This window comes from Micromonospora pisi (assembly GCF_003633685.1).
GTDB lineage: Bacteria > Actinomycetota > Actinomycetes > Mycobacteriales > Micromonosporaceae > Micromonospora_G > Micromonospora_G pisi.
Genome location: NZ_RBKT01000001.1, coordinates 8,702,481 through 8,725,671, shown reverse-complemented (window position 1 = coordinate 8,725,671; position 23,191 = coordinate 8,702,481). Strand labels below are relative to the sequence as shown.

Here is a 23,191-nt window from a genome sequence, read left to right as displayed (position 1 = left end):
CGGCGCGGCGGCTCGCCGTACCCGCCCGCTCGTCGGTTCCGGCCCCGGCGGCCGACCCGCGTCGGTAGCGTGGCCGCGTGCAGCAGGCGCCGGAGAGGACCCGCGCCGGGCGCCGCCACGTCGGCGCCGACGCCCTGGCCGCCCTGGTCGCGCTGTTGCTGGTCGGCTGCGCCGCGGCCGTCGGCTGGTGGCTCCGCCGGGCCGGGGTGCCGATCCACGCCGGCGCCGCGCCGCTCTTCGCCACCTGGGGGCCGCACCTGGGCCCTGGTACGCCACTGGCGCTACTGGTCGCGGCGCTTGCCGTCGGGTACGGGCCCCGGCTCGCCGTCCGGCTGCGCTGGCCGACCCTGCTGGTCGCCGGGTACGTGACCGCGGTCGCCTGGATCCTCTCACTGGCCCTGGTCGACGGCGTGCGAGTCGGCCTGACCACCCGTCTCACTCTGGACGCCGAGTACCTCGCCGAGGTGCCGGGGGTGACCGACGCCCCCGCGATGGTGCGGGAGTTCGCCGGCCGGATCCTGGACTTCCAACCCGACTCCTGGGCCACCCACGTCTCGGGTCACCCACCCGGCGCCCTGTTGGTCTTCGTCTGGCTCGACCGGGGCGGGCTGGCCGGCGGTGGCTGGGCGGCGCTGTTCTGCGTCGCGGTCGGGGCGGCGACAGCGGTCGCGGTGCCGGTCACCGTCCGCGCCCTCGGGGACGAGCGGGCGGCACGGGCGGCGCTGCCGTTCGTGGTGCTCTTCCCGGGCGCGGTCTGGTGGGGCGCCTCCGCCGACGCGATCTTCGCCGGGGTGACCGCGACCGGGGTCGCCCTGCTCGCCGTCGCCGCCCGGTCCGCACGGGGGCAACCATTCGGAGTGCTGGTGGCGTTGGCGGCTGGCCTGCTGCTCGGCTTCGGGGTGTTCCTCTCGTACGGTCTGGTGCTGGTCGCCCCGCTGGCGGGCGCCGTGCTGCTGGTGAGCCGCCGGATCTGGCCGGCCGTTGCGCTGCTGCTCGCAGTGGCAGCCGTGGTCGTGGGGTTCGTCGAGGCCGGGTTCTGGTGGTACGACGGGTACCGGTTGGTGGTCGAGCGCTACTACCAGGGGATTGCCCGGGAGCGGCCGTACGCGTACTGGGTCTGGGCCAACCTCGCCGCGCTGGTGCTCGCCACCGGACCGGCCTGCGCGCCCGCGCTTCGCCGCGCGGTACGGGCGCTCCGGGTGCCAGGGCGCACCGGGCCGGCTCGGGTCCGCGCGGTCGCCGCCCGGTTGTCGACCGCCCCGGTCGCGCTGGCCCTGGCCGCCTCGCTCGCGATCGTGCTGGCCGACCTGTCCGGGATGAGCAAGGCCGAGGTGGAGCGGATCTGGTTGCCGTTCGCGGTCTGGCTGCCCGCCGCCGCCGCGCTGCTGCCGTCGGATCACCGTCGCGGTTGGCTGGCCCTCCAGGCGGTCACCGCGCTCGCGGTCAACCACCTGGTCTGGACGGTGTGGTGAACGGTGACGTCTCCGACACGCCGGAGGTGTTACGACCGCCACGATGGCTGCTCACCTACGCCGGTTTGGTCCTGCTCGCGAGTACGGTGTGCGGGGCGATTCCCGGCCGGTCAGCCGCGGCAGGTGCCGGGTGCCGGGCGCCCGGCTGACGGTAGGAGAGACCGATGTTGGAGACGAGTCTGGAGGGGCCGGCGACCCCGTCGGCGGCGCTGGAGTTGCTCCTCGAGGGGAACAAGCGCTTCATCAGCGGCAACCGGCTCCACCCGCACCAGGACGCGGACCGGCGTACCGCGCTCGCCCCGGCGCAGCGGCCGTTCGCGGTCCTGTTCGGCTGTTCCGACTCACGTCTGGCCGCCGAGATCATCTTCGACCGGGGACTAGGCGACCTGTTTGTCGTCCGGACCGCCGGACACGTGGTCGGACCAGAGGTGCTGGGCAGCATCGAGTACGGGATCGCCGTGCTGGACACCCCGTTGATCGCCGTTCTGGGGCACGACTCCTGCGGGGCGATCGCCGCCACCCTGGCCGCGATCGAGCAGGGCATCACTCCGGCCGGATTCATGCGGGACGTGGTGGAACGGGTGATGCTCAGCGTGCTCCCGGTACGGGACCAGGCTGCGGAAGATCCTGACGTGGCGGTCGAGGAGCACGTCCGTTACACCGTCGACATGCTGGCGCACCGTTCGTCGGTGATCGCCGAGCGGTTGGCCGATGGCCGTTGTGGTGTGGTCGGCCTTTCTTACCGGCTGGCCGAGGGTAGCGTACGGCGTGTGGGCGGTTTCGGAGTGTGACGGCCGATGGACCCGGTGGCGACCTGGCGGGACCAGAATCACCGGTGGCGGATCGAGGTGATCCGCGCACCGGATCTTCGGTTCGCCGTCTACGCCACCAACGGCACCACCGAGTCCGCGCCGCTGTGGCTGCTCGGCATGACGGGGCTGGCCCGCTGGCTGATGATCCAGGGGATCGAGCTCGACGACCTGGAGGAGATGTGACGGCCGGGTACGGCGGCCGCGTCACAGCCCGCTACACGGGCGATCACCGATCCGGCAGCTCTGCGGCTGCCGCTCGCTCAGCGCCGCGTTGACCTGGAACCTGAACCTGGCCGTCGCACCGGCGGCGACGGAGTCACCGGTGAACGTCACGGTCCGCCCCTTCTGGTCGTACCTGGCACCGGAGACGTCCGCGACCGTGGCGCCACCGTCGAGCACGACGGTGACGACCCACTGCGTCGCCTTGGCGTTGCCCGAGTTCGTCACCACGATCTCGCCGGTGTAACCGAGCAGTTCGCTGGAGGCCCGGGTGTAGCGGGCGTCGAGGTTCGGCTGTGCGGGCGGGGCGGCGGCGCCGGCCGGCGGGTTGGCGGTGGCCGGCTGGGTGGAGGGCGTTCCGGCCGAGGGTGTGGTGGACGGGCTCGCCGATGCCGTCGTGGTCGCCGACGGCGCGGACGTACCGCTACGGGACGACGACGCCGCGCCGCTCACGGCCGGCGACGGTGGTCCGCCGGTGGCGCTGCCGTCGCTGGCCGGGGCGCCCGACGGTGGGATCGCCGCCGCTGTGGTCGGGTCGGCGGTGGGACGGATGAGCGCGCCGACCACCATGGCCGCGCCGACCACGATGGCGGTGCCGATCAGGCCACCGACCAGGCGTCGCCGCCGTTGCTCCGGGTCACGGTTCGCCGTGACGGCCCCCTGGGCCGCACCGGCGGCGGCCCCGTCGGCTTCGGCGGTTTCCGAGGTGAAGTCCACCTCGCGGAAGGCAAGCCAGTCGAGCACGGCCGGCAGCGGGCCGGAGAGCAGTTGGCCGTACGCCTGCTGGCGCTGCTCCTCCTGCTCGGACGTCCAGTGCCCGTCCGTCCCCGACTGCCGTACGGTGATCAGGCAACCCTGTTCGGTCTCGATCAGCTCGAAGCTCACCAGTACGCGTACGCCGTCCTCACGCCAGCGCAGCACCAGCCGCTGCGGTTCGACGACCTCGACCACCGCGCCGTTGACCTCGCCCTCGACTCCTGGCAGGTCGATCGGCGTGAGTTCGAACGGGGCGCCCGCTTCGGGCTGTAGGTCGGTGGCGCCGAGCCACTGCCCGAGGAGCTGCGCGTCGGTCAGCGCACGCCACACCCGGGACACGGGGTGGCGCAGTTCAGCCTCTGTCCGGATATCGGTCACCGCGTGACTGTACCGACCCACTTGTCCGGGCAAACCGGCCCGGCGGGTGGGACGGCTGCGGTTAGGTGGCCTCAGGGATGGATGGGAGGCCGGAGGTCGTGGGTGGACATCTCACCGAACTGGGCCTGGTGCTGCTGCTGGTCTTGATCAATGCGGCTTTCGCTGGCAGTGAGATGGCGCTGGTCTCGTTGCGCGAAGGCCAGATGCGTGGGCTGGCCCGCGGCTCGCGGAGCGGGCGCACCCTGGCCCGGCTGGCCCGCGACCCGAACCGGTTTCTGGCCACCACCCAGATCGGCATCACCCTGGCCGGTTTCCTCGCCAGCGCGGCAGCGGCGGTGTCGCTCGCCCAGCCGCTGATCGGCCCCCTGGGCTTCCTCGGCAGCGCCGCCCGACCGGTGGCGGTCGTGCTGGTGACCGCCGTACTCACCTTTGTCACGCTGGTCCTCGGCGAACTGGCGCCCAAGCGAATCGCGATGCAGCGGGCCGAGCGGTGGGGACTGCTGGTCGCCCGGCCGTTGGACCTGTTCGCGACCGTCGTACGGCCCGTGGTCTGGTTGCTCAGCGTCGCCACCGACCTGGTGGTCCGGATCTTTCGGGCTGACCCGCGCGCCACCAGGGAGGACATCAATCCCGACGAACTGCGCGAGCTGGTGGTGAGCCAGCGGGGGGTGTCGCCGCAGCAGCGGGAGATCCTCAGCGGCGCGTTCGAGATCGCCGACCGTACCCTGCGGGAGATCCTGGTGCCTCGGGGTGAGGTCACCAGCCTGCCCGCGGCGATGTCGATCGACGAAGGGCTGCACCTGCTGGCCGAGACCGGTAGGTCCCGTGCCCCGGTGACCGGGCCGTCGGGGCTCGACGACGTGGTCGGGGTGGTGCACATCCGGGACCTGGTCGGCGGTGGGCGCAGCGTCGGCGAGCGGACCCGGCCGGCGGTGTTCCTGCCCGAGACGCTGCGCGTGGCCGACGCGATGCGACAGCTGCGTCAGCAACGCCACCAACTCGCCCTGGTGGTGGACGAGCGCGGCGCCACCGACGGGCTGATCACGATGGAGGACCTGCTGGCGGAGGTGGTCGGTGAGCTGTACGACGAGACCGACCGGGATGTGGAGTCGGTGGTCCGGGAACCGGACGGAGCGTTGCTGGTCCCGGGTGCTTTCCCACTGCACGACCTGCCCGACCTCGGCGTCAACCTGCGGGTCCCGCTGACCGGCGAGTACACCACCCTGGCCGGGCTGATGCTGGCCCGGTTGGGGCACCTGCCGACCGAGCCGGGGGAGACACTCCGGCTGTCCGGGTGGACCGCGCAGGTGGTCGAGGTCGCCGGGCACGCCATCCGGACCGTACGCCTGTGCGCCGAGACCGGAGGCAACCCGGGGGAGCGGGACTCCGGGGATCGCGCACCCGAGCCACGCTGAGCGTCGAGGGATGCGGCGGGTCGAACGACGACCCGCCGCCCCGTTCGGGTCATGGTGCGCCCGAGTGGCGGACGTGACCAGGCCAAGCGATTACGGTGAATCGCGTGAAAAATAAGGGATTACGTACTTTTCTCTCCGTGCTGGCGGGGCTGGCGGTGATCTTCTTCGGCACCAGCGACGGTCGTGGCGTCACCAACGCCATCCTGGCGCTCGCGGTGGTGGCGGCCCTGATCGTGTGGCACCTCACGAAGCCCGGCAACACCTCGGTGAGCTGACCGGGGGCGGCGGGACGACAAGTCAGCGGACCGCGACCGCCCGGGCCAGCTCCCCGGAGAGTTCCCGGTCGTCGATCGGTTGCTCGCCCAGCGAGACCCGGACCAGGGCGGAGGCGAGCCGGGCGAAATCGGCACCGCCGGTCAGGCCGCCGAGTTTGTCCGCCGAGGCGGGCAGCCCGAGGCGTTGTGCGCCGGTTCCCACCCGTCGGTCGGCGTACGGACGCAGCTCCGGCCAGACCGCCTGTACCTCCCGTAGGAAGATCTCGGCGCCGGTGGGTCCGATACCGGGAAACTCGGTCAACAACCGGCGCAACGCCGGTGGATCCCCGTTCGCCTCCTCGCGGAGCCGACGTAGGTCACCGTGCCACCGCTCCTGGCAGAGCCGGGCTCCCTCGACGAGCATGGTCGCCGTCCGCTCGTCGTACCGCCGGTAGTGACCCCGGCCCAGTGCGGCCAGCAGACTCCGCCGGTTCGCTCCCGCCATCTGCTGCGGTGACCGGTATCCGGCGCTGAAGAGTTCCCGGGCGGCGGCGATCGCCACGCTCGCCCGGATCCGCGTACTCAGCAGGTTGGTCAGGACCAGCAGTTGGTACAGCGGCTGCGGGCGGTCGGCCAGGTCGATGCCCGCCTGCTCGGCGTAGGTCTGGCCGTACCGGTCGAGCAGCGCCCTGACCACCTCACGATCGTCACTCATGCCCTCTGCGTACCCGCCGGCGGCGCCGGTACCCCGGTGGGAGCGCCGGCATGTCGGGCGGGCCCACGGGTAATCGGTGGGGTGCGGGCCGGTGCGGTCCCCGTATCGGTGCCCAGCGCGGAGGGAGACAGTGATGACGAACGTGCAGCAGCCTGAAATGCGACGCAACGGGAAGAACCCGACCGTGCAGGACAGTAAGGGTCCACGTCCCGGCGACTCGCGCCAGAGTTCCGGTGGTGGGGCGCGACCGGTTCCGCCGGAGCAGGTCTCGCCGTACGGCCCCTCGCCCCGGCCGGTGGCCGAGGCCGGTGAACACGACCACCAGTAGTAGCGCCGAGGTTCCACCGTCCGCCCGGTGCCGTGAGCGGTAGCGGGCGCGACGGTGTCCGGCTGGGCGCGATTCGGCGTGCACGGTCAACGTGACCGGCGCGACCGGCCCAGCCGGTACCAGGTGGCGGCAGCGGCAAAGCCGTAGGCGAGGTGCGGGAGCGCGTCGGAGAGCCAGTCCGAGCGGCTCCAGGTCCGAGGGTCGCTGACCTTCAGGCCGGCCAGGGTGGCGTCGGCGGAGAACATCGCCCCTCCACCGAGGAGCAGGGCGGCGACCGGAAGTGGCCACCGCCGCCCGGCACCCAGCACGGAGATCAGTACGGCGGTGCCCACCCCGGTGCCGTACCCGAGCAGAGTCCCGAGGGCCGAGCGGCGGTTCGCCGCCCGGTCCTCGGATCCGAGATTCAGGTGTACGGCGTCGGCGAGCCGCCCCACGGTCTGCTCCGGCGTACTGCTCGCCGCCCGGCCCCGGTACGTCATGTCCAGGTATGTGGCGGCGTTCAGTGCCATCGTGCCCACCGTGCCGGCGATCGCCCCGTCAAGTGCGGCCTGTGCGTGGTCCACCCGTGCGTTGCCGTACGGCCCCACGGTCACTTCCGCTCGCCGCGTCCGCGTTCGCCCCTCGGACCTCGTCCCCGTTCGCTGCGCAGTACACCGCGCTGGCCACGGTCGTCCTGTAGGACCTGGTTCGCGACGGTGTTGGCGCCCTTGTCGGCGGCGCGTCCGGAATCCTCGATGAGTTTGCGCAGCCGTGCCCGTTCGACGTCGTACGCGTGACTGCCCGGTCGTGGTCCTGGCATTGGGTTGCCCCCGTTCCGTTGTGTCCGACGGCGTACCGGGGCTGTCTACCCGCCCTGGTGGGGGCCATTCACCGAGGGACGGACGCTGTCCCCGGTCATGGCCGTGGGTGGGTGTGCGGGTCGCTGTCGGCGATGGTCCGAAAGCGTGGTTCCGTGATCGGGGCGGGGTGGGGGACGACCGCGACCGGGCACTCCGCGTGGTGCAGCACGTGCTGGCTCACCGAGCCGAGCAGCAGCCCGGTGAGCGCGCCGCGCCCGTGCCCGCCGACCACGACGAGTTGGGCGTAGCGGGAGAGTTCCACCAGCGCCGGTGCGGCCCGGCCCGGCATCAGTCGTCGGCTGATCTCCACCTGCGGGTAGCGCTCCCGCCAGCCGGCGACGGACTCGGCGAGGACCCGCCCCTCGTCGTCGCGGAGCGCCTCCCGGTCGTGCACGACCGGTAGTACGTCTCCCGCCTGGGTTGAGACGGGATGCCGGTACGCGTGCACCGCGACCACGTGCGTCCGCCGTACCGAGGCTTCCTCGACCGCGAACGCGATCGCCTTCGCGGAGAGCCCCGAGCCGTCGATGCCGACCACCACCGGGCCGGAGGGATCGGGGCGACCGCGTGCGACGAGCACCGGGCTGGCGGCGTGTGTGGTGACCTGTACCGCGACGGAGCCGATGATGAGGCTGGTCAGGCCGCCGAGGCCGTGGTCGCCGACCACCACGAGGTCGGCCCGGGTGGACTCGCCGACCAGGACCGCGGTGGCGAAGCCGGCGACGACCTCGCCATAGACCGGCAAACCGGGCGCGGCGGCACGGGCTTCGGCGACAGCCTCGGTCACCACCCGCTCGGCCTGGTGACGGAGGCCGCCCTCGGCCGGCCCGGCAGGAGACGGCTTTCCCGAAACGCGCAGTTTGGGCCAGACGAAGGCGTGTACGACGCGGAGCGGTCGACTGCGCCGTACGGCCGCGTCGGCGGCCAGGTGGACGGCGGCCAGTCCGGTGGATGACCCGTCGACGCCGACGACCACCGGCGAGGTGCTGGTCGGTTCCATGCTTCCCCTCCTGCGGCTGGGATGCGGCTGGGGGTGGGATTCGGTGGTGGGTCGGCTCAGGTCGGGGAGAAGTGGGGTACCCCGCTCTGGCGGCGACGAACGGCGGCACGCCACCGCCGATTCGCCCGTTTCGTTCGAGTTGATGCCGATAGTCTGCTCGTTGTGCCCGTCTGCGTCGCGCCGGTCCGGGAGCAACCACGGGGCCGGCGTCAGGGTCTCGTACGAGTGCTGGTCGCGCCGGAGGACCACCACGATCACCATGGGGGCGACGATGGTAACCGTAGAACTCACCCGGTTCCGCGTGTCATCCGCGCGGGCCGAGGAACTGTTGGCCGCGCGACCGGCGATGCTGCGCGACTTCGAGGCCGACCGGAAGGGCTTCCTCGACGCCCGGCTGATCCAGTTGCCGGACAACGAGTGGCTCGACATCGTGTTCTGGCGTTCTCCGGAGGACCTTGCCGCGTCCCGGGCGAAGGGCGGGAACCGGCCGTACATCCAGGCGTTCTTCGAGTTGGTCGACGAACTGGTCAGTTCGGAGGAAGGGGTGATGCTCGACGGGCGTCTCCCCTGACCGGGCCCTGGGCGCCCCGGGTCAGACGAGGTCGAGGCCGGGGTCGATGACCCAGTCGTTGGACCGGAGCATCCGCCCGGCGAACGGCATGTCACGTTCCCCGACCAGCCGGAAGCCGAGGGAACGGCAGATGCCGTTCGACGGGCCGTTCGCGGTCGCCGGGTAGGCGTGCACCGGCCCCCATCGTCCGTCGTCGCGCGCCTGCTCCAGCAGCATCCGGACGGCCCGCTTGGCCAGTCCCCGCCCCTGGAACTCGGGTAGCACCATCCAACCGATCTCCGAGACCGGCTCGCCGTCGGTCTCGTGCGCCCAGAGCGTCACCGTCCCGGCGACCACCTCCGGAACGTCGTCGTCCGGCACGATCATCCGGATCCAGTCGAGGTCGGCCGCCGCGCCGCGCGCGTCCCGCGCCACCTTCTCCTCCATCCCCTCCCGGGGAAGCGGACCGCCGAGCTCGGCCATCATGACCGGGTCGCAACGCATCCGGACGTACGCCTCGACGTCGTCCGCCCGGACATTTCGTAGCCGCATGAACTCTCCCGGTCCTCGCTCCCCAAAGCTCGCCGGAGTACACCACGACGCTACGACGATCGCCGGTTCTGCTCGCCGTCGAGGCCCGCTCCACTGGGTACGCTGGTGCGCCCGATGGGCCGTGACCGGAGGATGTGTGTCGATGACGGAGACGCCGAGTACCGCCCGCATGATCGACTACTGGCTCGGTGGTCGGCACCACTTCCCAGTGGACGTCGCCGCGGCCAAGGCATTCGAAGGGGCGTACGGCCCCTGTGCGGTGATCTTCCGCTCGCTACGGGACTTCTCCGGGCGCATGGTGACCCACCTGGTGACCCAGGGAATCCAGAACTTCCTGGTCTTCGGCGCGGGCGTGCCCACTCAGGGCAACGTGCACGAGGTCGCCACCGGCGCCCACGTGCTCTACACCGACATCGACCCGGTCACCATCGCTCTCGGCCAGGAGATCCTGGCCGGGCACGGCCGTGCCGCGTACGCCTTCGGGGACGCGACCGACCCGGACGGCATCGACCCGGCCGCCATCGCGACGTTCCTGCCCGGGTGGGGCCGGGAGCCGATCGGTGTGGTCTTCCTCGGCCTGGCCGCGTTCCTCGACGATCCGACGCTGGCCCGTACCCTCGATCAGCTCTACCGTGCCGTGCCGGCCGGGAGCATGCTGGCGTTCGACTTCGACGGCGAGGAACTCGCCGGCCATCCGGCCGCGTTGGCGATGATGGGCGAGGGGTTCCACATGCGGGACCCGGCCGGCTTCCCGGCCCTACTCGGCAGTTGGCGGTTGACCGCCGACGGCATCGTCCCGGTGGCCCGATGGCGCCCCGACGGCGACCCGGCCGACGTGCCCGACGCGTTCTACGGCGGGTTGGCCCTGAAGTAGCGGCCCGAGCAGCGGCTCCAGCGGGGCGGGCGGGAAAACGGAGGTGCGGGGTGTCGGCACCCGACATAGCATCAGCCGGTGCTGCGCCCCGACTACCCGATCAAGACCGGACGTCTGCTGCTGCGACCGTTCGAGGAGCGTGACCTCGCCGACCTGCACGCGCTGACCTCGGACCCGGAAGTGGTGCGGTACCTCTACTGGGAGGTGCACGACGAGGCCGGCACCCGGGACGCCCTCAGCCGTCAGATGGCGCAGGGGGAGCTGACCGGCGAGGGTCAGCGGCTGGTCCTCGCCGTGCAACTGCGGGCGACCGGTCAGGTGATCGGTCAGGTGGTGCTCAAGTGGGTCAGCGTCGCCCATCACCAGGGCGAGCTCGGTTTTGTCTTCAACCGTGCCTTCCACGGCAAGGGGTACGCGCGTGAAGCCGCCGAGGTGGGGCTCCGACTCGGCTTCGAGGAGCTCGGACTGCACCGCGTCACCGCCGCGTGCGACGTACTCAACGAGCCGTCCTGGCGGCTGATGGAGCGGCTCGGGATGCGCCGCGAGGCCCACTTCGTCGAGGACGAGATCTTCAAGGGACAGTGGGGCGAACAGCTCATCTACGCGATCCTGGCCCGTGAGTGGCGGAGCCGGAACGCGTCCCGTCCGGCCTCGTCAGCGACGACGGGCTAGCCGAACGTCGCACCGCCCGGCACACCGAGCCGGTCGAGCAGGTGCCGCCGGAGCAGACCGAAACCGGGCGTGTCGGGTGCCCGGGGATGGGACAGCGGTACGGCGCTCTCCTCGACGATCCGGCCACCCTCCAGCACCAGCGTACGGTCGGCGAGCAGCAGCGCCTCGTCGACGTCGTGGGTGACCAGCAGGGCAGCGAAGCCGTGCTCGGCCCGGAGCCGGCCGAGCAGGCCCTGCATGCGTAGCCGGGTGAGCGCGTCGAGCGCGCCGAACGGCTCGTCCAGCAGCAGCACCTCGGGCTCCCGGACCAGCGCGCGGGCGACCGCGACCCGCTGGGCCTGTCCACCGGAGAGTTCCGCCGGCCAGGCCCGTTCCCGGTCGGCGAGGCCCACCTCGGCCAACGCCGACCGGACCCGGTCACGTACGTCCGGACCGGCCAACCCGAGCGCGACGTTGTCGCCGACGCGTTTCCAGGGCAGCAACCGGTGCTCCTGGAAGACCACGGCCGAGCGACCGCGTACCACGACGGTTCCGGTCGCCTCGGGGTCGAGCCCCGCCAGCACCCGCAGCAGCGTGCTCTTGCCGGAGCCGGAGCCTCCGAGCAGCGCCACCACCTCACCGGGACGGATGCCGAGTGTGACGCCGTCGAGCACCACCGTCCCGCCGTAGTCGCGCCGGACCCCGGTCGCGGTCACCACCGAATCCCGGCCGGTCGAAGCGGCCCCGGTCAACTCGCCTGGATGCCGTTGCGCCATGTGAGCGTCCGTTTCTCGAGGGCCCTGATGGCCACGTCGGACAGGAGCCCGAGCAGCGCGTAGACGAGCAGACCGAGCACCACCACGTCGGTCTGGCTGAACTCCCGGGCCTCCATCATCAGAAAACCGATGCCGGTCTGGGCGTTGACCTGCTCGCCGACGACGAGGCTCAGCCAGGCCGCGCCGATGGCCAGACGCAGACCGAGGAAGAGGGCCGGGAGCGCGCCGGGAAGGATCACGTGCCGTACCCGCTGCAGCGCGTTGAGCCCGCAGGTGCGGGCCGCCTCGACCAGTCGGGCGTCGATCTCGCGGATGCCGGCGTACATGTTGAAGTAGATCGGGAAGAAGGCGCCGAGGCAGACCAACGTGATCTTCAGCGACTCGCCGATTCCGACCCAGATGATCAGCAACGGGACCAGCCCGAGGTGGGGCAGCATCCGGGCCATCTGTACCGGCGGGTCGACCAGGTCGTCGCCGAGGCGGACCAGGCCGGCCAGGGCGCCGAGCAGCACCCCGAGGGTGCCGCCGATGGCGAGGCCGATCGCCGCCCGGGTGAGCGAATCGGTCAGGTGGATCCAGAGGGTGCCGTCGGCGGCCAGGCGCCAGCCGGTCCGGAGCACCTCGCTGGGGGCGGAGAGTTTCTCCGGTGCCAGCAGGCCGGTACGCGACGCCAGTTCCCAGGCGAGTACGAGCAGCACCGGGCTGGCCGTCCGGCGCCACCTGGCCCCGACGGGTCGGCGGGCGCGACCGGGGCGTCCGTGGGCCGGTTCCGTCGCCCCCGGTACGTCCGGTGCGGTGGAACCGGCCGTCCCGGACGCCGGCACCAGCGTGGGTCGGGTCATCCCAGGACCTCGGCGAACTGCCCGTCCACCCGGGCCCGCATGTCGATCGAGGTGGGGATGAGTTCGAGTGTGGTGAAGCCGTCGGCGATCGCCTGGAGTTCGTCGCCGATCGCCGGGGTGACCGGTGCGAGCGGCCGTGCGCTGCGGGCCAACGCGCGGGTGGTGACGTCCTCGGGGATCTTCAGCTCCGGGGCCAGGATGCGGGCCCGGTCGGCCGGGTTGGCGATGCCCCAGTCGGTGACCTCCCGGTACGTCCGCAGGAAGCTGCGGATCTGTTCCGGCTTGTTCTTCAGCGCGTCCGGCGAGACCAGCAGGTACTCCCGGTTGCCGGCCAGACCGGTCGCGTTGACCAGGACCTTTACGCCCGGCTGCTCGGCGAGGGCGAAGTACGGGTCCCAGATGATCCAGGCGTCGACCTGGCCGGCGTCGAACGCGGGCCGTCCCTCGGCCGGCTTGAGGTACTTGACCTTGATGTCGTCGAGCGTCATGTTGTTGGCGGCCAACAGCCGGACCAGCAGCCAGTGCACGTTCGAGCCCTTGTTCAGGGCGACCGTCCGGCCCTTGAGGTCGGCGAAGGTGCTGATGCCGCTGCCCTCCTTGACCAGTACGGCCTCGCCCTCGGGGATCTCGGCCGAGGTGCCGATGATCTTGAATGGAATCTTGGCCGCGGCGGCGAAGATCGGGGGCGCCTCGCCGACCTGTCCGATGTCGATCGCGTCGGCCTTGAACGCCTCGGTCAGCGCCGGCCCGCTCTCGAAGAGCGACCAGGTGACGCCCGGTGCCGCGGCACGGGCCTTGACCAGGCTCAGCCCGCCGAACCGCTGGTAACCGACCCGCAGCGGTGCCTCCGCCGTCCCCGCCCTCTCGGCGTCGCCGCAGCCGGCGACCAGGCAGGCCGAGGCGAGCATCCCCACGCCGAGGACGAGGGGCAGGACGCGGCGCCGGAACCGGCCGCGGGGACGCGGGGTCATCGACATGAGCAACTCCCGGTACGTCGAGGGGGACTGGCGCTCCACAGTGGTGCAAGCGTGGCGGCGGCTGCCGGCGACCATGGTTCGGGCGGCCCATCGATGCCGTCAATGTCCTGTGACTCAGGTCACTTGTGGTCCGCGCTGTCTCGCCGGTGCATCCTTGTGGGCCGTCACTGCTACCCACTGAACCCATGGTGAGCTGCGAGGACAGGGCTTCAAAGGGCTGTGTCGGGTGGGCCACTCCGGGCGCCTTGTCCTATTCCGCCGATAGAAAAAACCGAGTATTCGGAGGTCCTGGCGGCGTGACGTCAGATGTCTGCCGAGACCTTCTTCCGGCGTTGGTTGATCAAGTCATCCGGGAAAGGTCTACTCAACCGATAGGAATTGTCGGTAAGCTGCCCGCGTGCCGCCCGCCGTCACCGGCGACGCTGATCCGATCGTGGTCGTCCGCCCGACGTCCGCTGACGACCCGAGGAGAGCGCATGTCCACCATCCTCGCCATCTCCGGTTCGCCGTCGGCCACCTCGCGTACGGCGCGACTGGTCGACCTGCTCGCCGTACGGCTGGCCGACGCCGGTCACCAGGTCCACGCCCTCTCCGTCCGTGACCTGCCACCGGCGGCCCTGTTGGGCGCGGACCCCGCGCACCCGGCCATCGAGGCGGTGGCGGAGGAGCTTGCCAACGCCGATGGTCTGCTCGTCGCCACCCCCGTCTACAAGGCGTCCTACAGCGGCGCGCTGAAGTCGCTGCTCGACCTGCTGCCGCAGTACGCGCTCGCCGGCAAGGTGGTGCTGCCGCTGGCCACCGGTGGCACGCTCGCGCACGTACTGGCGATCGACTACGCGATGCGACCGGTGCTCAGCGCCATGGGGGCGGCGCACATCGTGCCCGGCTACTTCCTGCTCGACCAGCTGATCCTGACCGGAGCCGACGGTGCGACCGTGGTCGACGCGAGTGCCGTTCCGGCCCTGTACGCAGCGGTGGACACCTTTGCCCGCGCGTTGGCACCGGCGGGGCTGCCGATCGCGGCCTGAGCCCCGCACCGACCCCGTACCCCAGCTTCCCGCCCCGGACCGAGAGAGAACACCATGGCACTCACCTTCCACTGGTTCCTTCCCACCTATGGCGACAGCCGCGACATCGTCGGTGGCGGGCACGGACTGGCCGCCGGTACGGCCGGTGGCGCACGCCCCGCGACCCTGGCCTACCTCGGCCAGATCGCCCGGACCGCCGAACAACTCGGCTTCGAGGGGGCGCTCACCCCGACCGGTGCCTGGTGCGAGGACGCCTGGCTGGCCACCGCCATGCTGACCGAGGTCACCGAGCGGCTGAAGTTCCTCGTGGCGTTCCGCCCCGGCATGATGTCGCCCACCCTCGCCGCGCAGATGGCCTCGACCTACCAGCGGCTCTCCCAGGGGCGGCTGCTGCTCAACGTCGTCACCGGTGGCGAGAGCCACGAACAACGGGCGTACGGCGACTTCCTCGACAAGGACGCGCGGTACGCGCGTACCGATGAGTTCCTGCAGGTGGTGCGAGCGTTGTGGCGGGGTGAGACGGTGACCCACGACGGCCCCCACGTCCGGGTTGAGCAGGCGAAGCTGGGCCGGCTGCCGGACCCGGTGCCGCAGATCTACTTCGGCGGCTCGTCGAAGGCGGCCGGCCCGGTGGCGGTGGCGCACTCCGATGTTTATCTGACCTGGGGCGAGCCGCCGGCCCAGGTGGCCGAGAAACTCGCCTGGATCCGCTCGCTGGCAGCCGATGCCGGGCGGGAACTCCGGTTCGGGATCCGGCTGCACGTGGTCGCCCGGGACACCTCAGAGCAGGCATGGGCCCAGGCCCAGCGGTTGCTTGACGGCATTCCCGAGGCCGACATCAAGGCGGTGCAGGCCGGCCTGGCACGTAGCGAGTCGGAGGGCCAGCGCCGGATGATCGCGCTCCACGGCGGCTCCCGGGACGGGCTGGAGATCGCACCGAACCTCTGGGCCGGAGTGGGGTTGGTCCGGGGAGGTGCCGGCACCGCACTCGTTGGCAGCCACACCGAGATCGCCGACCGGATCGCCGAGTACCACGCCCTGGGAATCACCGAGTTCATCCTCTCCGGGCATCCGCATGTGGAGGAGGCGTACTGGTTCGGTGAGGGTGTGCTGCCGATCCTGCGCGGGCGTGGCCTCTGGTCGCATCCGGCGGGGGAGCCCCGGGTGGCGAGCACACCGGCGGCGGTTCCATTCGCGGTCCCGGCGGCGGCGACGAGTTCGCCGCACTGACGGTTCGACGGAGGCCCACCGCGTCCCCCGGAGGGCCTCCGTCAGAGGTCTACGCGTCCACCGCGTCGACCTCGACAACCTTCGTGTCGGCACCCCGACTGGAGCGAGACTGAGCTAGCATCCTAGGACGCACTACGGGTTGTGTCGCTCGTCACGTAAGAACGATGCGCCTCGGCACACGCGGGCCACCAGCAGGGGATGGATATAGTGGCACCGCAAATCAGCAGCCCCGGTATGTCCGTCAACAGCGGGCCGCCGGGGTTGAGCCAGGAGCCGGATCGCGCCGAAGCCACCGGAGTGGGTTCGGCAAGACCGGCCGGAGCGTGCACGGTCCCGGACCGACCCGTGCCAGCGGGACGTCGGGTCCGCAGCAGAGGGAGGTTCGGTGTCGCGTCGGCCGGCGCGGGCGGACGATGCCCAGCCACCCGGGGGCACCGACACCCGGTCAGAGGTTGTCGGCACCCGGATCCTCACCATTCCCAACCTGATCAGTTTCGCCAGGCTGCTGGGCGTGCCCCTCTTCCTCTATCTGCTGCTGGGGCCGCACGCGGACGTCGCGGCCCTGGTGGTGCTGGCGATCGGTGGCACCAGCGACTGGGTCGACGGCTATGTTGCCCGCCGATTGCACCAGGTCAGCAGGCTGGGCGAGCTGCTCGACCCGGCCGCCGACCGGCTGTACATCCTGGCCACCCTGGTCGGTTTCACCGCCCGCGAGATCGTGCCCTGGGAGTTCACCGCAGCGCTGCTCGCCCGTGAGCTGATGCTCTTCGTTTCCCTGCTCGTCCTACGTCGGCACGGCTACGGCCCGCCGCCGGTGCACTATCTCGGCAAGACGGCCACGTTCATCCTGCTTGCCGCCTTCCCGACACTGCTGCTCGCGGACGCCGTGCCCGGTGCGGCAACGGCGGCCGGTGCGATTGGCTGGGGGCTGGCGTGGTGGGGCCTGGTGCTCTACTGGGCCGCCGGCGTGTTCTATCTCATCCAGGCCGCGCGCCTGATCGGGGCTCACGGCCGGGAGACCGGATGAACGCCGGGCGTGGACCGGAGCGGAAGTACGCCCCGGATTTCCTCACCGAGCTGTTCCAGAATCCGCTTGATCCCGGCTACTCGGATGCGGCGGCGAGTCGTCGCGCGGGCCGTGGACCGACCGGGTGGCGGCGGTCGTCGATCCGGGTGGTCACCCTGGTCACCCTGGTCGCGCTGGGGTTCCTGCTGGCGTTGGCGTACCGGCAGACGATCGAGGGGGAGCCGGGTCGCAGTCAGGCGAGGGCCGGGTTGGTGGCGCAGATCAAGCAGCGGGAGAGCGAGACCGACCAGTTGGCTCGTCGGGCCGACGAGCTGCGGGGGGACGTGAACCGGCAGCGGGACGCGGCTCTGTCCGGTAGCGACGCGGCGCGGTTGCGCGACCTGGAGGCGGCCACCGGATTGGGTCGGGTACGGGGCGACGGTGTGGCGGTGCGTGTCGCCGATGGTCCGTCGGAGCCCGATGCGGTGACCGGGGTGGCCGGTACTAACCTCGGCAAGGTGTTGGACCGGGATCTTCAGGACATCGCGAATGCCCTGTGGAGTGCGGGCGCCGAGGCGGTTTCGATCAATGGTCAGCGGCTCACCGCGACGTCGACGATCCGGGCTGCCGGTGGGGCGATCCTGGTCGACTTCCGGCCGGTGACGGGTCCGTACGAGGTGTCCGCGATCGGCCCGAGTCAGTTGGAGCGGAAGTTCCGTAACAGTGGTGCGGCGGCGCTGTTGCGGCAGGTGGCGGCCGAGCACGGTATGTCGTTCGACGTACGCGGCGCCGATGATCTGACTCTTCCGGCGGCGAGTGAACCTCAGTTGCGTTATGCCGTCCCCTCGGTGTCGCCGTCTGCTCCCGGGTCACCGGTGCCGTCGGGTACGGGACCGTCCAACAGTCCGGCGTCGCCTGGCGCTGGTAAATCCCTCAGTCCCTCCGGAGGCGGCCGATGATCCCTGTACTCGCGTTGCTCGCCGGCGTTGTGCTTGGCGTGGTGCTGGACCCGACGGTGCCTGCGGCGTTGCTGCCGTATCTGCCGATTGCCGTGGTCGCGGCGCTGGACGCGGTGTTCGGTGGGGTCCGGGCGAAGCTCGACGGCATCTTCGATGACAAGCAGTTCGTGATCTCGTTCATCTCGAACGTGCTGGTGGCGGGCGTGATCGTGTATCTGGGTGACCAGTTGGGTGTGGGTGGTCAGTTGTCCACAGGTGTCGTGGTGGTCCTCGGTGTCCGGATTTTCGGCAACGTGGCGGCGATCCGCCGGCACCTGTTCCGGGCGTAGGTTTCTGGCGATGAGCGACGAGCAGCGACAGAGCGGGTCCGATGCCGAGGCGACGGTGCCGGTGGGTGGCGCGTTGCCGGTCGATGCCGTACCGGAGGGGTCCGGTGCGGAGTCTGCGGGCTCCGAGGGGGTTGGGTTGGCGGACGGGCCGACGGTGGACCTGGCTGGTCTGCGTCGGTCGGTGGTCGCCGAGGGTGGCAGCGGCGGCGGGTCGGCCGGGGTACGTCCTGGCGTGGGTGATCCGGTGGCGGATGACCCCGATGGTGTGGACGATCCGTCGGCTTCGCGGCTCGATTCGGACGTGGACCAGGTGGGCGAGCCGGCTGGTCCGGCGCGGGAGCCGGTGGCGGGGCGGTCTCGTTGGAGCGGCGCCAGTGTGATCATCGCGGTGTTGTTGGCTCTGCTCGGGTTCACGCTGGTGGTCCAGTTGAAGAGCAATTCGGCGGATCCGGAGTTGGCGGCGACGCGGCAGGAGGACCTGGTGCGGATCCTGTCGGATCTGGAGTCGCAGGAGGAGCGGCTGCGTCAGGACATCGCCGGGCTGGAGGAGAGTCAGCGGCAGCTCGCGTCGGGTGCGCAGGGGCGGCAGGCGGCGTTGGACGAGGCGACGCGGCGCGCGGATGAGCTGGGCATCCTGGCGGGCAGGTTGCCGGCCCGGGGGCCGGGGTTGACGGTGACGTTCTCGGCGGGGGCGAAGCCGGTCGAGGCGGCGACGTTGCTCGACGCGGTGCAGGAGTTGCGTGGTGCCGGTGCGGAGGCGATGCAGATCTCCGGTGGTGGGGGTGCGGTACGGATCGTGGCCAGCACTTTCTTCCTCGACGATGGTGCGGGGGTCGCGGTTAGTGGGAAGCGGTTGACCGGGCCGTACACGATCACGGTCATTGGTGATCCATCGACGATGCGGACCGCGTTGAACATTCCGGGCGGGGTGGTCGCGTCGGTCACTGGGGACGGCGGTAACGTGACGGTCCAGGAGCGGGAGGTGGTCGACGTGTCGACCCTGAGTGCTCCGTTGGACCTGAAGCACGCGCGCCCGGTCTCCTGACCGGGCGCGGCCGTACCTTCCGGGTGCGGTACCGATCGAGGATGATGAAGGACGCGGCTGGTGATTCCTGAGGACCTGCGTTACACGGCCGAGCACGAGTGGGTGGCGGGCGACGGCAGCGGTTCGGTGCGGGTGGGCATCACCCACTTCGCGCAGGACGCGTTGGGTGACATCGTCTACGTGCAGCTTCCGGAGGAGGGTGCCGTGGTCGAGGCGGGCGAGTCCCTGGGTGAGATCGAGTCGACGAAGAGTGTTTCGGAGATCTACGCCCCGGTGAGTGGCACGGTGGTGGCGCGTAATGGTGAGCTCACGGACACTCCGGAGTTGATCAACACCGATCCGTACGGTGCGGGTTGGTTGGTGGAGATCGCTCCTGGTGGGCCGGCTGCGGTCGAGGGTCTGCTCTCCGCGGCGGCGTACCGGGAATTGACCGAGAGCTGAGTGTGGTTTCGCGCGGGCGGATCTCGGCCCGCGCGTCTGGTTGCCCTGTATTTCGGCGCTGGCTAGGCTCGCTCAGTCGACCGAGAATCAATAGTTGCGCGTTGCGGAATTGCCTTCCCAGGCACGGGAGAGCCAGCCGCTGGGCTTTTAGCAGCCCGGCGGCCAGACCCGCCACACCCTGACGCCGACCGAACAGATCCGTGAGGTGGTCCCATGACGCGGCCAGACGACGAGTTCCCCCCACTCGACGTCACATCGACGCTCAACCTCGGCGCGCTTGACGAAGTGCTGGAGGGACCGGATGCCGATGTCGTTCCGAGTCGCATGTCGGGCTCGTTGCCTCCGGGCATGGCGTTGCTGGTTGTTCGGCGTGGCCCGAACGCCGGTGCCCGGTTCCTGTTGGATCACGACGTGACGACCAGTGGCCGGCATCCCGACAGTGACATTTTCCTTGATGACGTGACCGTGTCTCGGCGGCACGCCGAGTTCCACCGGGACGGGGGTACGTTCACCGTCCGGGACGTGGGGAGTTTGAACGGGACCTACGTCAACCGTGAGCGGGTCGAGGCGGCCACCTTGAGCAATGGCGACGAGGTGCAGATCGGTAAGTTCCGGTTGGTCTTCATCGCCGGTCCGCGCCCGGAGGAGGAGGCCGGCCGGGGGTGAATGAGCGTGCGGCAGCGGCTGCGCCCACGGCTGCGGCCGGTCGGGCCCAGCCGCTGATGAGCATCGGTGAGGTGCTGGCTCAACTGCGGGTCGAGTTTCCGGACACCACGATCTCGAAGTTGCGGTTTCTGGAGGCCGAGGGCCTGGTTGAGCCGCAACGTACGCCGGCCGGTTACCGGAAGTACAGCTGGGAGGATGTTGCCCGGCTGCGGTTTGTGCTGACCGCGCAGCGGGATCAGTATCTGCCGTTGCGGGTGATCCGGGAGCAGTTGGCGGGTCTGGAGCACGAGCCGGAGAGCCCTGGGCGGCAGCGGCCGGCGTTGGTCGCGGTGGGGCCGGCGGGTGAGGTTCCGGGGCGGGACGGTGGCTTGGCCGGGCCGGTCGAGTCGGCGGATTCGCGGGTGAATCGGGCTGATCTGGTCGCGCGTACGGGTATCGATGATGTGACGTTGACCGAGTTGGAGCGGCTCGGGTTGATCGTTTCCCGGCCGCCGGGTTGGTATGACCTTGACGCGGTGGTGATCGCGCAGGCGGTGGCGGGGTTGGCCGCTTACGGGTTGGAGCCGCGTCATCTGCGGGCGTTTCGGACGGCCGCGGACCGTGAGGTCGGTTTGTTCGAGCAGTTGATCGCGCCGTTGGCCCGGCAGAACGATCCGGCGGCGCGGGCTCGGGCGGCGGAGGTCGCGCGGGAGTTGGTGGGGTTGTCGCAGCAGTTGCATGCGGCGCTGGTGCGGGTGGGGTTGCGGTCGGTGCTCGGTCGCTGAGGCTGCGGTGGCGGTGGCGCGGTGGGAAAGATCTGCTGTCGCGGGCGTGCCGTAGGCTTCGCGGGGTAACCCTGTCCCGGGTGGAAATGGTACGGGCGACGCGCGTGGGACCACCTTCTCGCGTCCCGTGTACCGTGCAGGGAAAGGGCCGGTGTCGCGGTGGCTGAGGTGTTTGGTCGCGGCGCGTCGGCGCTGGGGAAGTACACAACGACACGGAGGCGGCGGTGCGCGAGCTGAGCGTGGTCGGGGTTCGGGTGGAGCTGCCCAGCAACCAGCCGATCGTCCTGCTCAGGGAGGTCGAGGGCGACCGTTACCTGCCGATTTGGATCGGTGCGGTGGAGGCGACCGCGATCGCGTACGAGCAGCAGGGGGTCAAGCCGTCACGGCCGTTGACCCATGATTTGTTGCGGGACATTCTGGCGGCGCTGGAGGCGCCGCTGCGCGCGGTGGAGATCACCGAGCTGAAGGAGAATGTCTTCTACGCCGACCTGCTGATCGGGGACGGGTTGCGGGTGTCTGCCCGGCCGTCTGACTCGATCGCGTTGGCGTTGCGGGTCGGTGCGCCGATTCGGTGTGCGGAGCAGGTGCTGACCGAGGCCGGGATCGTTATTCCTGATGAGCAGGAGGACGAGGTCGAGAAGTTCCGGGAGTTCCTGGAGCAGGTGCAGCCGGAGGATTTCGCCGGTTGACGGCGGCTGTGCCGGTGGGGCGCGGTCGTAGGGTGATGTGCCCGGTGCGGCGCGTGTCGCCCTCGCGCGGCGTGTCGCGCTGATTCCTGCGGCTCATCCCTCCTGGGGCGCTATAGGGTTGCCTTGTCGAGGGGTGCACGTCCCGGAAACGACGTGTCACCGCACTGGCGGGGAGGTTGTCCGGATGCACGAGCCACAGGACCCTGATCCGGGGACATCAGATCATCGCCACACTGACGGCGTCGCGCCGGTTGATCCTTCGTTGGAGGAGGACGGCGCAGTCGGGTATCGCGGGGTGACGGCTTGCCACGCGGTCGGTATCAGTTATCGGCAGTTGGACTACTGGGCGCGTACGACGCTGGTGGTGCCGAGTATCCGGGACGCTTCCGGGTCGGGGACGCAGCGGTTGTACTCGTTTCGGGATCTGGTGGTCCTGAAGGTGGTCAAGCGGTTGCTTGACGCCGGGGTGTCATTGCAGAACATCCGTAAGGCGATTGAGGCGTTGCGGTCGCGCGGCGTCGGGGATCTTGCGGGGATCACGTTGATCTCGGATGGCACGACCGTGTACGAGTGCCGGTCGCCGGAGGAGGTCGTGGACCTGCTCCAGGGTGGGCAGGGCGTCTTCGGGATCGCGATCGGTGGGGCGTTCAAGGAGATCCAGGGGTCGTTGTCGCACCTGCCGGCGGAGCCGGCCGGGGGTGTGCAGTCGGTCGGAGTGGCCGTGGAGCCGGGGGCGTCGGAGTCCGCTGGTGACGAGTTGGCCGCTCGACGGGCGCGGCGTCGGGCTGGCTGACCGTTTGTCGGGTGTGCCGGTCACAATGTGAGGATGTCGGCTGTCCCGGATTCGTCCCGTTCTGTTGATTCGCTGGCTGTTGGTCCGTTGCGGCCGGGGGTGACCCGGCGGCGTCGTTGGCGTGCGTGGCGGCGGCGGTTGTTGGTGACGGCTGTGGTGGCCGCGTTGCTGGGGCCGCTGGTGGTGTTCGCCAGTGTGGTCTGGATCGAGCGGTCGGCGCGCGCGCATGTGTACGACGTGGCCGGGGTGCCGGCGGCGCCGGTGGTGCTGGTGTTGGGGGCGCAGGTGTCGGCGGATGGCACTCCGGCGCCGTTCCTGGCGGCTCGGTTGGGGCTGGCGAAGGAGCTGTACGACGCGGGCAAGGCCCGGGTGGTGCTGGTCTCCGGTGATCATGGTCGGTGGGAGTACGACGAGCCGGGGGCGATGCGGCGGTGGCTGGTCGACCGGGGTGTGCCCGCTGAGCGGGTGGTTCAGGACCATGCGGGTTTCGACACCTACGACTCGTGTGTGCGGGCGTCGCGGATCTTCGGTGTGCGGCGGGTGATCGTGGTGACGCAGGCGTTTCATGTGGAGCGGGCGGTGACGTTGTGCCGTCGGGTGGGGTTGGACGCGGTGGGTGTGGGTGACGAGTCGGTGAGTCGTTTCGAGCGGGCGTGGCGGTGGGGGAGTTTCCGGGAGCGGCTCGCGGCGGTGAAGGCGGTGTACGACGTGTGGAGTCGTCGTGATCCGGTGTTTCTGGGGCCGCGTGTGTCGGCTGTGGACGACGCGTTGTCGATGAGTGATTGATGCGTGACAGTGCGTAGGTGTTGGATTATCGTCCCCACTGCGGTC

General features: G+C 70.6%; 30 protein-coding genes. 21 read left to right on the top strand and 9 right to left on the bottom strand.

Going from position 1 to position 23,191, the window contains the following annotated elements:
* Positions 1-77: 77 nt before the first annotated feature.
* The 3 genes from BDK92_RS38195 to BDK92_RS38185 all read left to right on the top strand — a co-directional run bounded on the left by BDK92_RS38195 (position 78) and on the right by BDK92_RS38185 (position 2,467).
* On the top strand, positions 78-1,472 hold the full coding sequence (locus BDK92_RS38195; RefSeq protein ID WP_121161361.1) for a hypothetical protein: 1,395 nt from the start codon (positions 78-80) through the stop codon (positions 1,470-1,472).
* 164 nt (positions 1,473-1,636) lie between these two features.
* Entirely contained in the window at positions 1,637-2,263 is a 627-nt protein-coding gene (locus BDK92_RS38190; RefSeq protein ID WP_121161359.1) for a carbonic anhydrase, read from the top strand.
* A gap of 6 nt (positions 2,264-2,269) precedes the next feature.
* A complete protein-coding gene (locus BDK92_RS38185; protein WP_121161357.1) occupies positions 2,270-2,467 on the top strand; it encodes a hypothetical protein in 198 nt (65 codons plus the stop codon).
* A 21-nt stretch (positions 2,468-2,488) separates the two neighbouring features.
* Here BDK92_RS38185 and BDK92_RS38180 read toward each other — a convergent pair whose 3' ends face one another.
* Complete coding sequence (locus tag BDK92_RS38180) at positions 2,489-3,637, bottom strand: SRPBCC domain-containing protein (protein ID WP_147457285.1); 1,149 nt, start codon at positions 3,635-3,637, stop codon at positions 2,489-2,491.
* A gap of 77 nt (positions 3,638-3,714) precedes the next feature.
* On the opposite strand from BDK92_RS38180, the gene BDK92_RS38175 reads away from it, so the two are divergent.
* On the top strand, positions 3,715-5,052 hold the full coding sequence (locus tag BDK92_RS38175) for a hemolysin family protein (protein WP_121161353.1): 1,338 nt from the start codon (positions 3,715-3,717) through the stop codon (positions 5,050-5,052).
* Between the two features lie 104 nt (positions 5,053-5,156).
* Positions 5,157-5,327: a hypothetical protein gene (locus tag BDK92_RS39515; protein ID WP_170208843.1), complete on the top strand. Its 171-nt coding sequence runs from the start codon at positions 5,157-5,159 to the stop codon at positions 5,325-5,327.
* Positions 5,328-5,349: 22 nt separating this feature from the next.
* On the opposite strand, the gene BDK92_RS38170 is transcribed toward BDK92_RS39515, so the two are convergent.
* On the bottom strand, positions 5,350-6,021 hold the full coding sequence (locus BDK92_RS38170; RefSeq protein WP_121161351.1) for an HhH-GDP family DNA glycosylase: 672 nt from the start codon (positions 6,019-6,021) through the stop codon (positions 5,350-5,352).
* Positions 6,022-6,154: 133 nt separating this feature from the next.
* Here BDK92_RS38170 and BDK92_RS38165 point away from each other — a divergent pair, with 133 nt between their 5' ends.
* On the top strand, positions 6,155-6,349 hold the full coding sequence (locus tag BDK92_RS38165) for a hypothetical protein (protein ID WP_121161349.1): 195 nt from the start codon (positions 6,155-6,157) through the stop codon (positions 6,347-6,349).
* Positions 6,350-6,435: 86 nt separating this feature from the next.
* Here the strand turns inward: BDK92_RS38165 and BDK92_RS38160 are convergent, their stop codons facing one another.
* The 3 genes from BDK92_RS38160 to BDK92_RS38150 all read right to left on the bottom strand — a co-directional run bounded on the left by BDK92_RS38160 (position 6,436) and on the right by BDK92_RS38150 (position 8,188).
* Entirely contained in the window at positions 6,436-6,858 is a 423-nt protein-coding gene (locus BDK92_RS38160; protein ID WP_121162910.1) for a hypothetical protein, read from the bottom strand.
* An 80-nt stretch (positions 6,859-6,938) separates the two neighbouring features.
* On the bottom strand, positions 6,939-7,148 hold the full coding sequence (locus tag BDK92_RS38155; RefSeq protein WP_121161347.1) for a phosphatidylethanolamine-binding protein: 210 nt from the start codon (positions 7,146-7,148) through the stop codon (positions 6,939-6,941).
* 95 nt (positions 7,149-7,243) lie between these two features.
* Positions 7,244-8,188: a universal stress protein gene (locus BDK92_RS38150; protein WP_121162909.1), complete on the bottom strand. Its 945-nt coding sequence runs from the start codon at positions 8,186-8,188 to the stop codon at positions 7,244-7,246.
* A 271-nt stretch (positions 8,189-8,459) separates the two neighbouring features.
* Here BDK92_RS38150 and BDK92_RS38145 point away from each other — a divergent pair, with 271 nt between their 5' ends.
* A complete protein-coding gene (locus BDK92_RS38145) occupies positions 8,460-8,759 on the top strand; it encodes a hypothetical protein (RefSeq protein WP_121162908.1) in 300 nt (99 codons plus the stop codon).
* 21 nt (positions 8,760-8,780) lie between these two features.
* Here BDK92_RS38145 and BDK92_RS38140 read toward each other — a convergent pair whose 3' ends face one another.
* Entirely contained in the window at positions 8,781-9,290 is a 510-nt protein-coding gene (locus tag BDK92_RS38140; protein ID WP_121161345.1) for a GNAT family N-acetyltransferase, read from the bottom strand.
* Between the two features lie 142 nt (positions 9,291-9,432).
* On the opposite strand from BDK92_RS38140, the gene BDK92_RS38135 reads away from it, so the two are divergent.
* Both BDK92_RS38135 and BDK92_RS38130 read left to right on the top strand, forming a co-directional pair.
* Positions 9,433-10,164 carry an SAM-dependent methyltransferase gene (locus tag BDK92_RS38135; RefSeq protein WP_246017459.1) on the top strand — a complete coding sequence of 244 codons (732 nt, stop codon included), beginning with the start codon at positions 9,433-9,435 and terminating at the stop codon, positions 10,162-10,164.
* Between the two features lie 78 nt (positions 10,165-10,242).
* Positions 10,243-10,836, top strand: a complete 594-nt coding sequence (locus BDK92_RS38130) for a GNAT family N-acetyltransferase (RefSeq protein ID WP_121161341.1) — start codon at positions 10,243-10,245, stop codon at positions 10,834-10,836.
* Here the strand turns inward: BDK92_RS38130 and BDK92_RS38125 are convergent.
* Genes BDK92_RS38125 through BDK92_RS38115 form a run of 3 tightly spaced genes read right to left on the bottom strand, consistent with a single transcriptional unit; the run spans position 10,833 to position 13,410 of the window.
* A complete protein-coding gene (locus BDK92_RS38125; RefSeq protein WP_121161339.1) occupies positions 10,833-11,591 on the bottom strand; it encodes an ABC transporter ATP-binding protein in 759 nt (252 codons plus the stop codon). The two genes, BDK92_RS38130 and BDK92_RS38125, sit on opposite strands and share 4 nt — an antisense overlap.
* Positions 11,564-12,433, bottom strand: coding sequence for an ABC transporter permease (locus tag BDK92_RS38120; protein WP_121161337.1), 870 nt, complete (start codon positions 12,431-12,433; stop codon positions 11,564-11,566). The genes BDK92_RS38125 and BDK92_RS38120 overlap by 28 nt, the downstream gene beginning before the upstream one ends.
* On the bottom strand, positions 12,430-13,410 hold the full coding sequence (locus BDK92_RS38115) for an aliphatic sulfonate ABC transporter substrate-binding protein (protein ID WP_246017458.1): 981 nt from the start codon (positions 13,408-13,410) through the stop codon (positions 12,430-12,432). The genes BDK92_RS38120 and BDK92_RS38115 overlap by 4 nt, the downstream gene beginning before the upstream one ends.
* 476 nt (positions 13,411-13,886) lie before the next feature.
* Between BDK92_RS38115 and ssuE the strand changes: the two genes are divergently transcribed.
* The 12 genes from ssuE (at position 13,887) to BDK92_RS38055 (ending at position 23,146) form a co-directional block, all read left to right on the top strand.
* Positions 13,887-14,438 carry an NADPH-dependent FMN reductase gene (gene ssuE, locus BDK92_RS38110; protein ID WP_121161335.1) on the top strand — a complete coding sequence of 184 codons (552 nt, stop codon included), beginning with the start codon at positions 13,887-13,889 and terminating at the stop codon, positions 14,436-14,438.
* A gap of 54 nt (positions 14,439-14,492) precedes the next feature.
* The gene (locus BDK92_RS38105) at positions 14,493-15,668 is read left to right on the top strand and encodes an LLM class flavin-dependent oxidoreductase (protein ID WP_121161333.1); all 1,176 of its coding nucleotides are present in this window, start codon (positions 14,493-14,495) and stop codon (positions 15,666-15,668) included.
* 385 nt (positions 15,669-16,053) lie between these two features.
* The gene (gene clsA / locus BDK92_RS38100; protein ID WP_121161331.1) at positions 16,054-16,695 is read left to right on the top strand and encodes a cardiolipin synthase ClsA; all 642 of its coding nucleotides are present in this window, start codon (positions 16,054-16,056) and stop codon (positions 16,693-16,695) included.
* Positions 16,692-17,633, top strand: a complete 942-nt coding sequence (locus BDK92_RS38095; RefSeq protein ID WP_121161329.1) for a DUF881 domain-containing protein — start codon at positions 16,692-16,694, stop codon at positions 17,631-17,633. The genes clsA and BDK92_RS38095 overlap by 4 nt, the downstream gene beginning before the upstream one ends.
* Positions 17,630-17,962, top strand: coding sequence for a small basic family protein (locus tag BDK92_RS38090; RefSeq protein ID WP_121161327.1), 333 nt, complete (start codon positions 17,630-17,632; stop codon positions 17,960-17,962). Before BDK92_RS38095 ends, BDK92_RS38090 begins: the two co-directional genes overlap by 4 nt.
* Before the next feature lie 10 nt (positions 17,963-17,972).
* Positions 17,973-19,007, top strand: a complete 1,035-nt coding sequence (locus tag BDK92_RS38085; RefSeq protein ID WP_121161325.1) for a DUF881 domain-containing protein — start codon at positions 17,973-17,975, stop codon at positions 19,005-19,007.
* Between the two features lie 60 nt (positions 19,008-19,067).
* Positions 19,068-19,448: a glycine cleavage system protein GcvH gene (gene gcvH / locus BDK92_RS38080; RefSeq protein WP_121161323.1), complete on the top strand. Its 381-nt coding sequence runs from the start codon at positions 19,068-19,070 to the stop codon at positions 19,446-19,448.
* A 213-nt stretch (positions 19,449-19,661) separates the two neighbouring features.
* Positions 19,662-20,114 (top strand): oxoglutarate dehydrogenase inhibitor Odhl, encoded by a 453-nt coding sequence (odhI, locus tag BDK92_RS38075; RefSeq protein WP_121161321.1) that lies wholly within the window; start codon positions 19,662-19,664, stop codon positions 20,112-20,114.
* Between the two features lie 56 nt (positions 20,115-20,170).
* Positions 20,171-20,878: a transcriptional regulator FtsR gene (gene ftsR / locus BDK92_RS38070; protein ID WP_211349743.1), complete on the top strand. Its 708-nt coding sequence runs from the start codon at positions 20,171-20,173 to the stop codon at positions 20,876-20,878.
* 224 nt (positions 20,879-21,102) lie between these two features.
* Positions 21,103-21,567, top strand: coding sequence for a bifunctional nuclease family protein (locus BDK92_RS38065; RefSeq protein ID WP_121161317.1), 465 nt, complete (start codon positions 21,103-21,105; stop codon positions 21,565-21,567).
* A 184-nt stretch (positions 21,568-21,751) separates the two neighbouring features.
* On the top strand, positions 21,752-22,360 hold the full coding sequence (locus tag BDK92_RS38060; RefSeq protein ID WP_121161315.1) for a MerR family transcriptional regulator: 609 nt from the start codon (positions 21,752-21,754) through the stop codon (positions 22,358-22,360).
* Between the two features lie 144 nt (positions 22,361-22,504).
* Positions 22,505-23,146, top strand: a complete 642-nt coding sequence (locus BDK92_RS38055; RefSeq protein ID WP_342775888.1) for a SanA/YdcF family protein — start codon at positions 22,505-22,507, stop codon at positions 23,144-23,146.
* Positions 23,147-23,191 lie beyond the last annotated feature (45 nt).

Excerpts from the sequence above, each read along its gene's own strand:
- BDK92_RS38170 (WP_121161351.1), bottom strand. The coding sequence starts at position 6,021 with ATGAGTGACGATCGTGAGGTGGTCAGGGCGCTGCTCGACCGGTACGGC.
- BDK92_RS38085 (WP_121161325.1), top strand. The coding sequence starts at position 17,973 with ATGAGCGACGAGCAGCGACAGAGCGGGTCCGATGCCGAGGCGACGGTG.
- BDK92_RS38160 (WP_121162910.1), bottom strand. The coding sequence starts at position 6,858 with ATGGCACTGAACGCCGCCACATACCTGGACATGACGTACCGGGGCCGG.
- BDK92_RS38105 (WP_121161333.1), top strand. The coding sequence starts at position 14,493 with ATGGCACTCACCTTCCACTGGTTCCTTCCCACCTATGGCGACAGCCGC.
- ftsR (WP_211349743.1), top strand. The coding sequence starts at position 20,171 with ATGAGCATCGGTGAGGTGCTGGCTCAACTGCGGGTCGAGTTTCCGGAC.
- BDK92_RS38090 (WP_121161327.1), top strand. The coding sequence starts at position 17,630 with ATGATCCCTGTACTCGCGTTGCTCGCCGGCGTTGTGCTTGGCGTGGTG.
- BDK92_RS38145 (WP_121162908.1), top strand. The coding sequence starts at position 8,460 with ATGGTAACCGTAGAACTCACCCGGTTCCGCGTGTCATCCGCGCGGGCC.
- BDK92_RS38060 (WP_121161315.1), top strand. The coding sequence starts at position 21,752 with ATGCACGAGCCACAGGACCCTGATCCGGGGACATCAGATCATCGCCAC.
- BDK92_RS38115 (WP_246017458.1), bottom strand. The coding sequence starts at position 13,410 with ATGTCGATGACCCCGCGTCCCCGCGGCCGGTTCCGGCGCCGCGTCCTG.
- BDK92_RS38165 (WP_121161349.1), top strand. The coding sequence starts at position 6,155 with ATGACGAACGTGCAGCAGCCTGAAATGCGACGCAACGGGAAGAACCCG.
- BDK92_RS38095 (WP_121161329.1), top strand. The coding sequence starts at position 16,692 with ATGAACGCCGGGCGTGGACCGGAGCGGAAGTACGCCCCGGATTTCCTC.
- odhI (WP_121161321.1), top strand. The coding sequence starts at position 19,662 with ATGACGCGGCCAGACGACGAGTTCCCCCCACTCGACGTCACATCGACG.
- BDK92_RS38190 (WP_121161359.1), top strand. The coding sequence starts at position 1,637 with ATGTTGGAGACGAGTCTGGAGGGGCCGGCGACCCCGTCGGCGGCGCTG.
- BDK92_RS38120 (WP_121161337.1), bottom strand. The coding sequence starts at position 12,433 with ATGACCCGACCCACGCTGGTGCCGGCGTCCGGGACGGCCGGTTCCACC.
- BDK92_RS38175 (WP_121161353.1), top strand. The coding sequence starts at position 3,715 with ATGGATGGGAGGCCGGAGGTCGTGGGTGGACATCTCACCGAACTGGGC.
- BDK92_RS38185 (WP_121161357.1), top strand. The coding sequence starts at position 2,270 with ATGGACCCGGTGGCGACCTGGCGGGACCAGAATCACCGGTGGCGGATC.
- BDK92_RS38150 (WP_121162909.1), bottom strand. The coding sequence starts at position 8,188 with ATGGAACCGACCAGCACCTCGCCGGTGGTCGTCGGCGTCGACGGGTCA.
- BDK92_RS38125 (WP_121161339.1), bottom strand. The coding sequence starts at position 11,591 with ATGGCGCAACGGCATCCAGGCGAGTTGACCGGGGCCGCTTCGACCGGC.
- ssuE (WP_121161335.1), top strand. The coding sequence starts at position 13,887 with ATGTCCACCATCCTCGCCATCTCCGGTTCGCCGTCGGCCACCTCGCGT.
- BDK92_RS38155 (WP_121161347.1), bottom strand. The coding sequence starts at position 7,148 with ATGCCAGGACCACGACCGGGCAGTCACGCGTACGACGTCGAACGGGCA.
- BDK92_RS38135 (WP_246017459.1), top strand. The coding sequence starts at position 9,433 with ATGACGGAGACGCCGAGTACCGCCCGCATGATCGACTACTGGCTCGGT.
- BDK92_RS38140 (WP_121161345.1), bottom strand. The coding sequence starts at position 9,290 with ATGCGGCTACGAAATGTCCGGGCGGACGACGTCGAGGCGTACGTCCGG.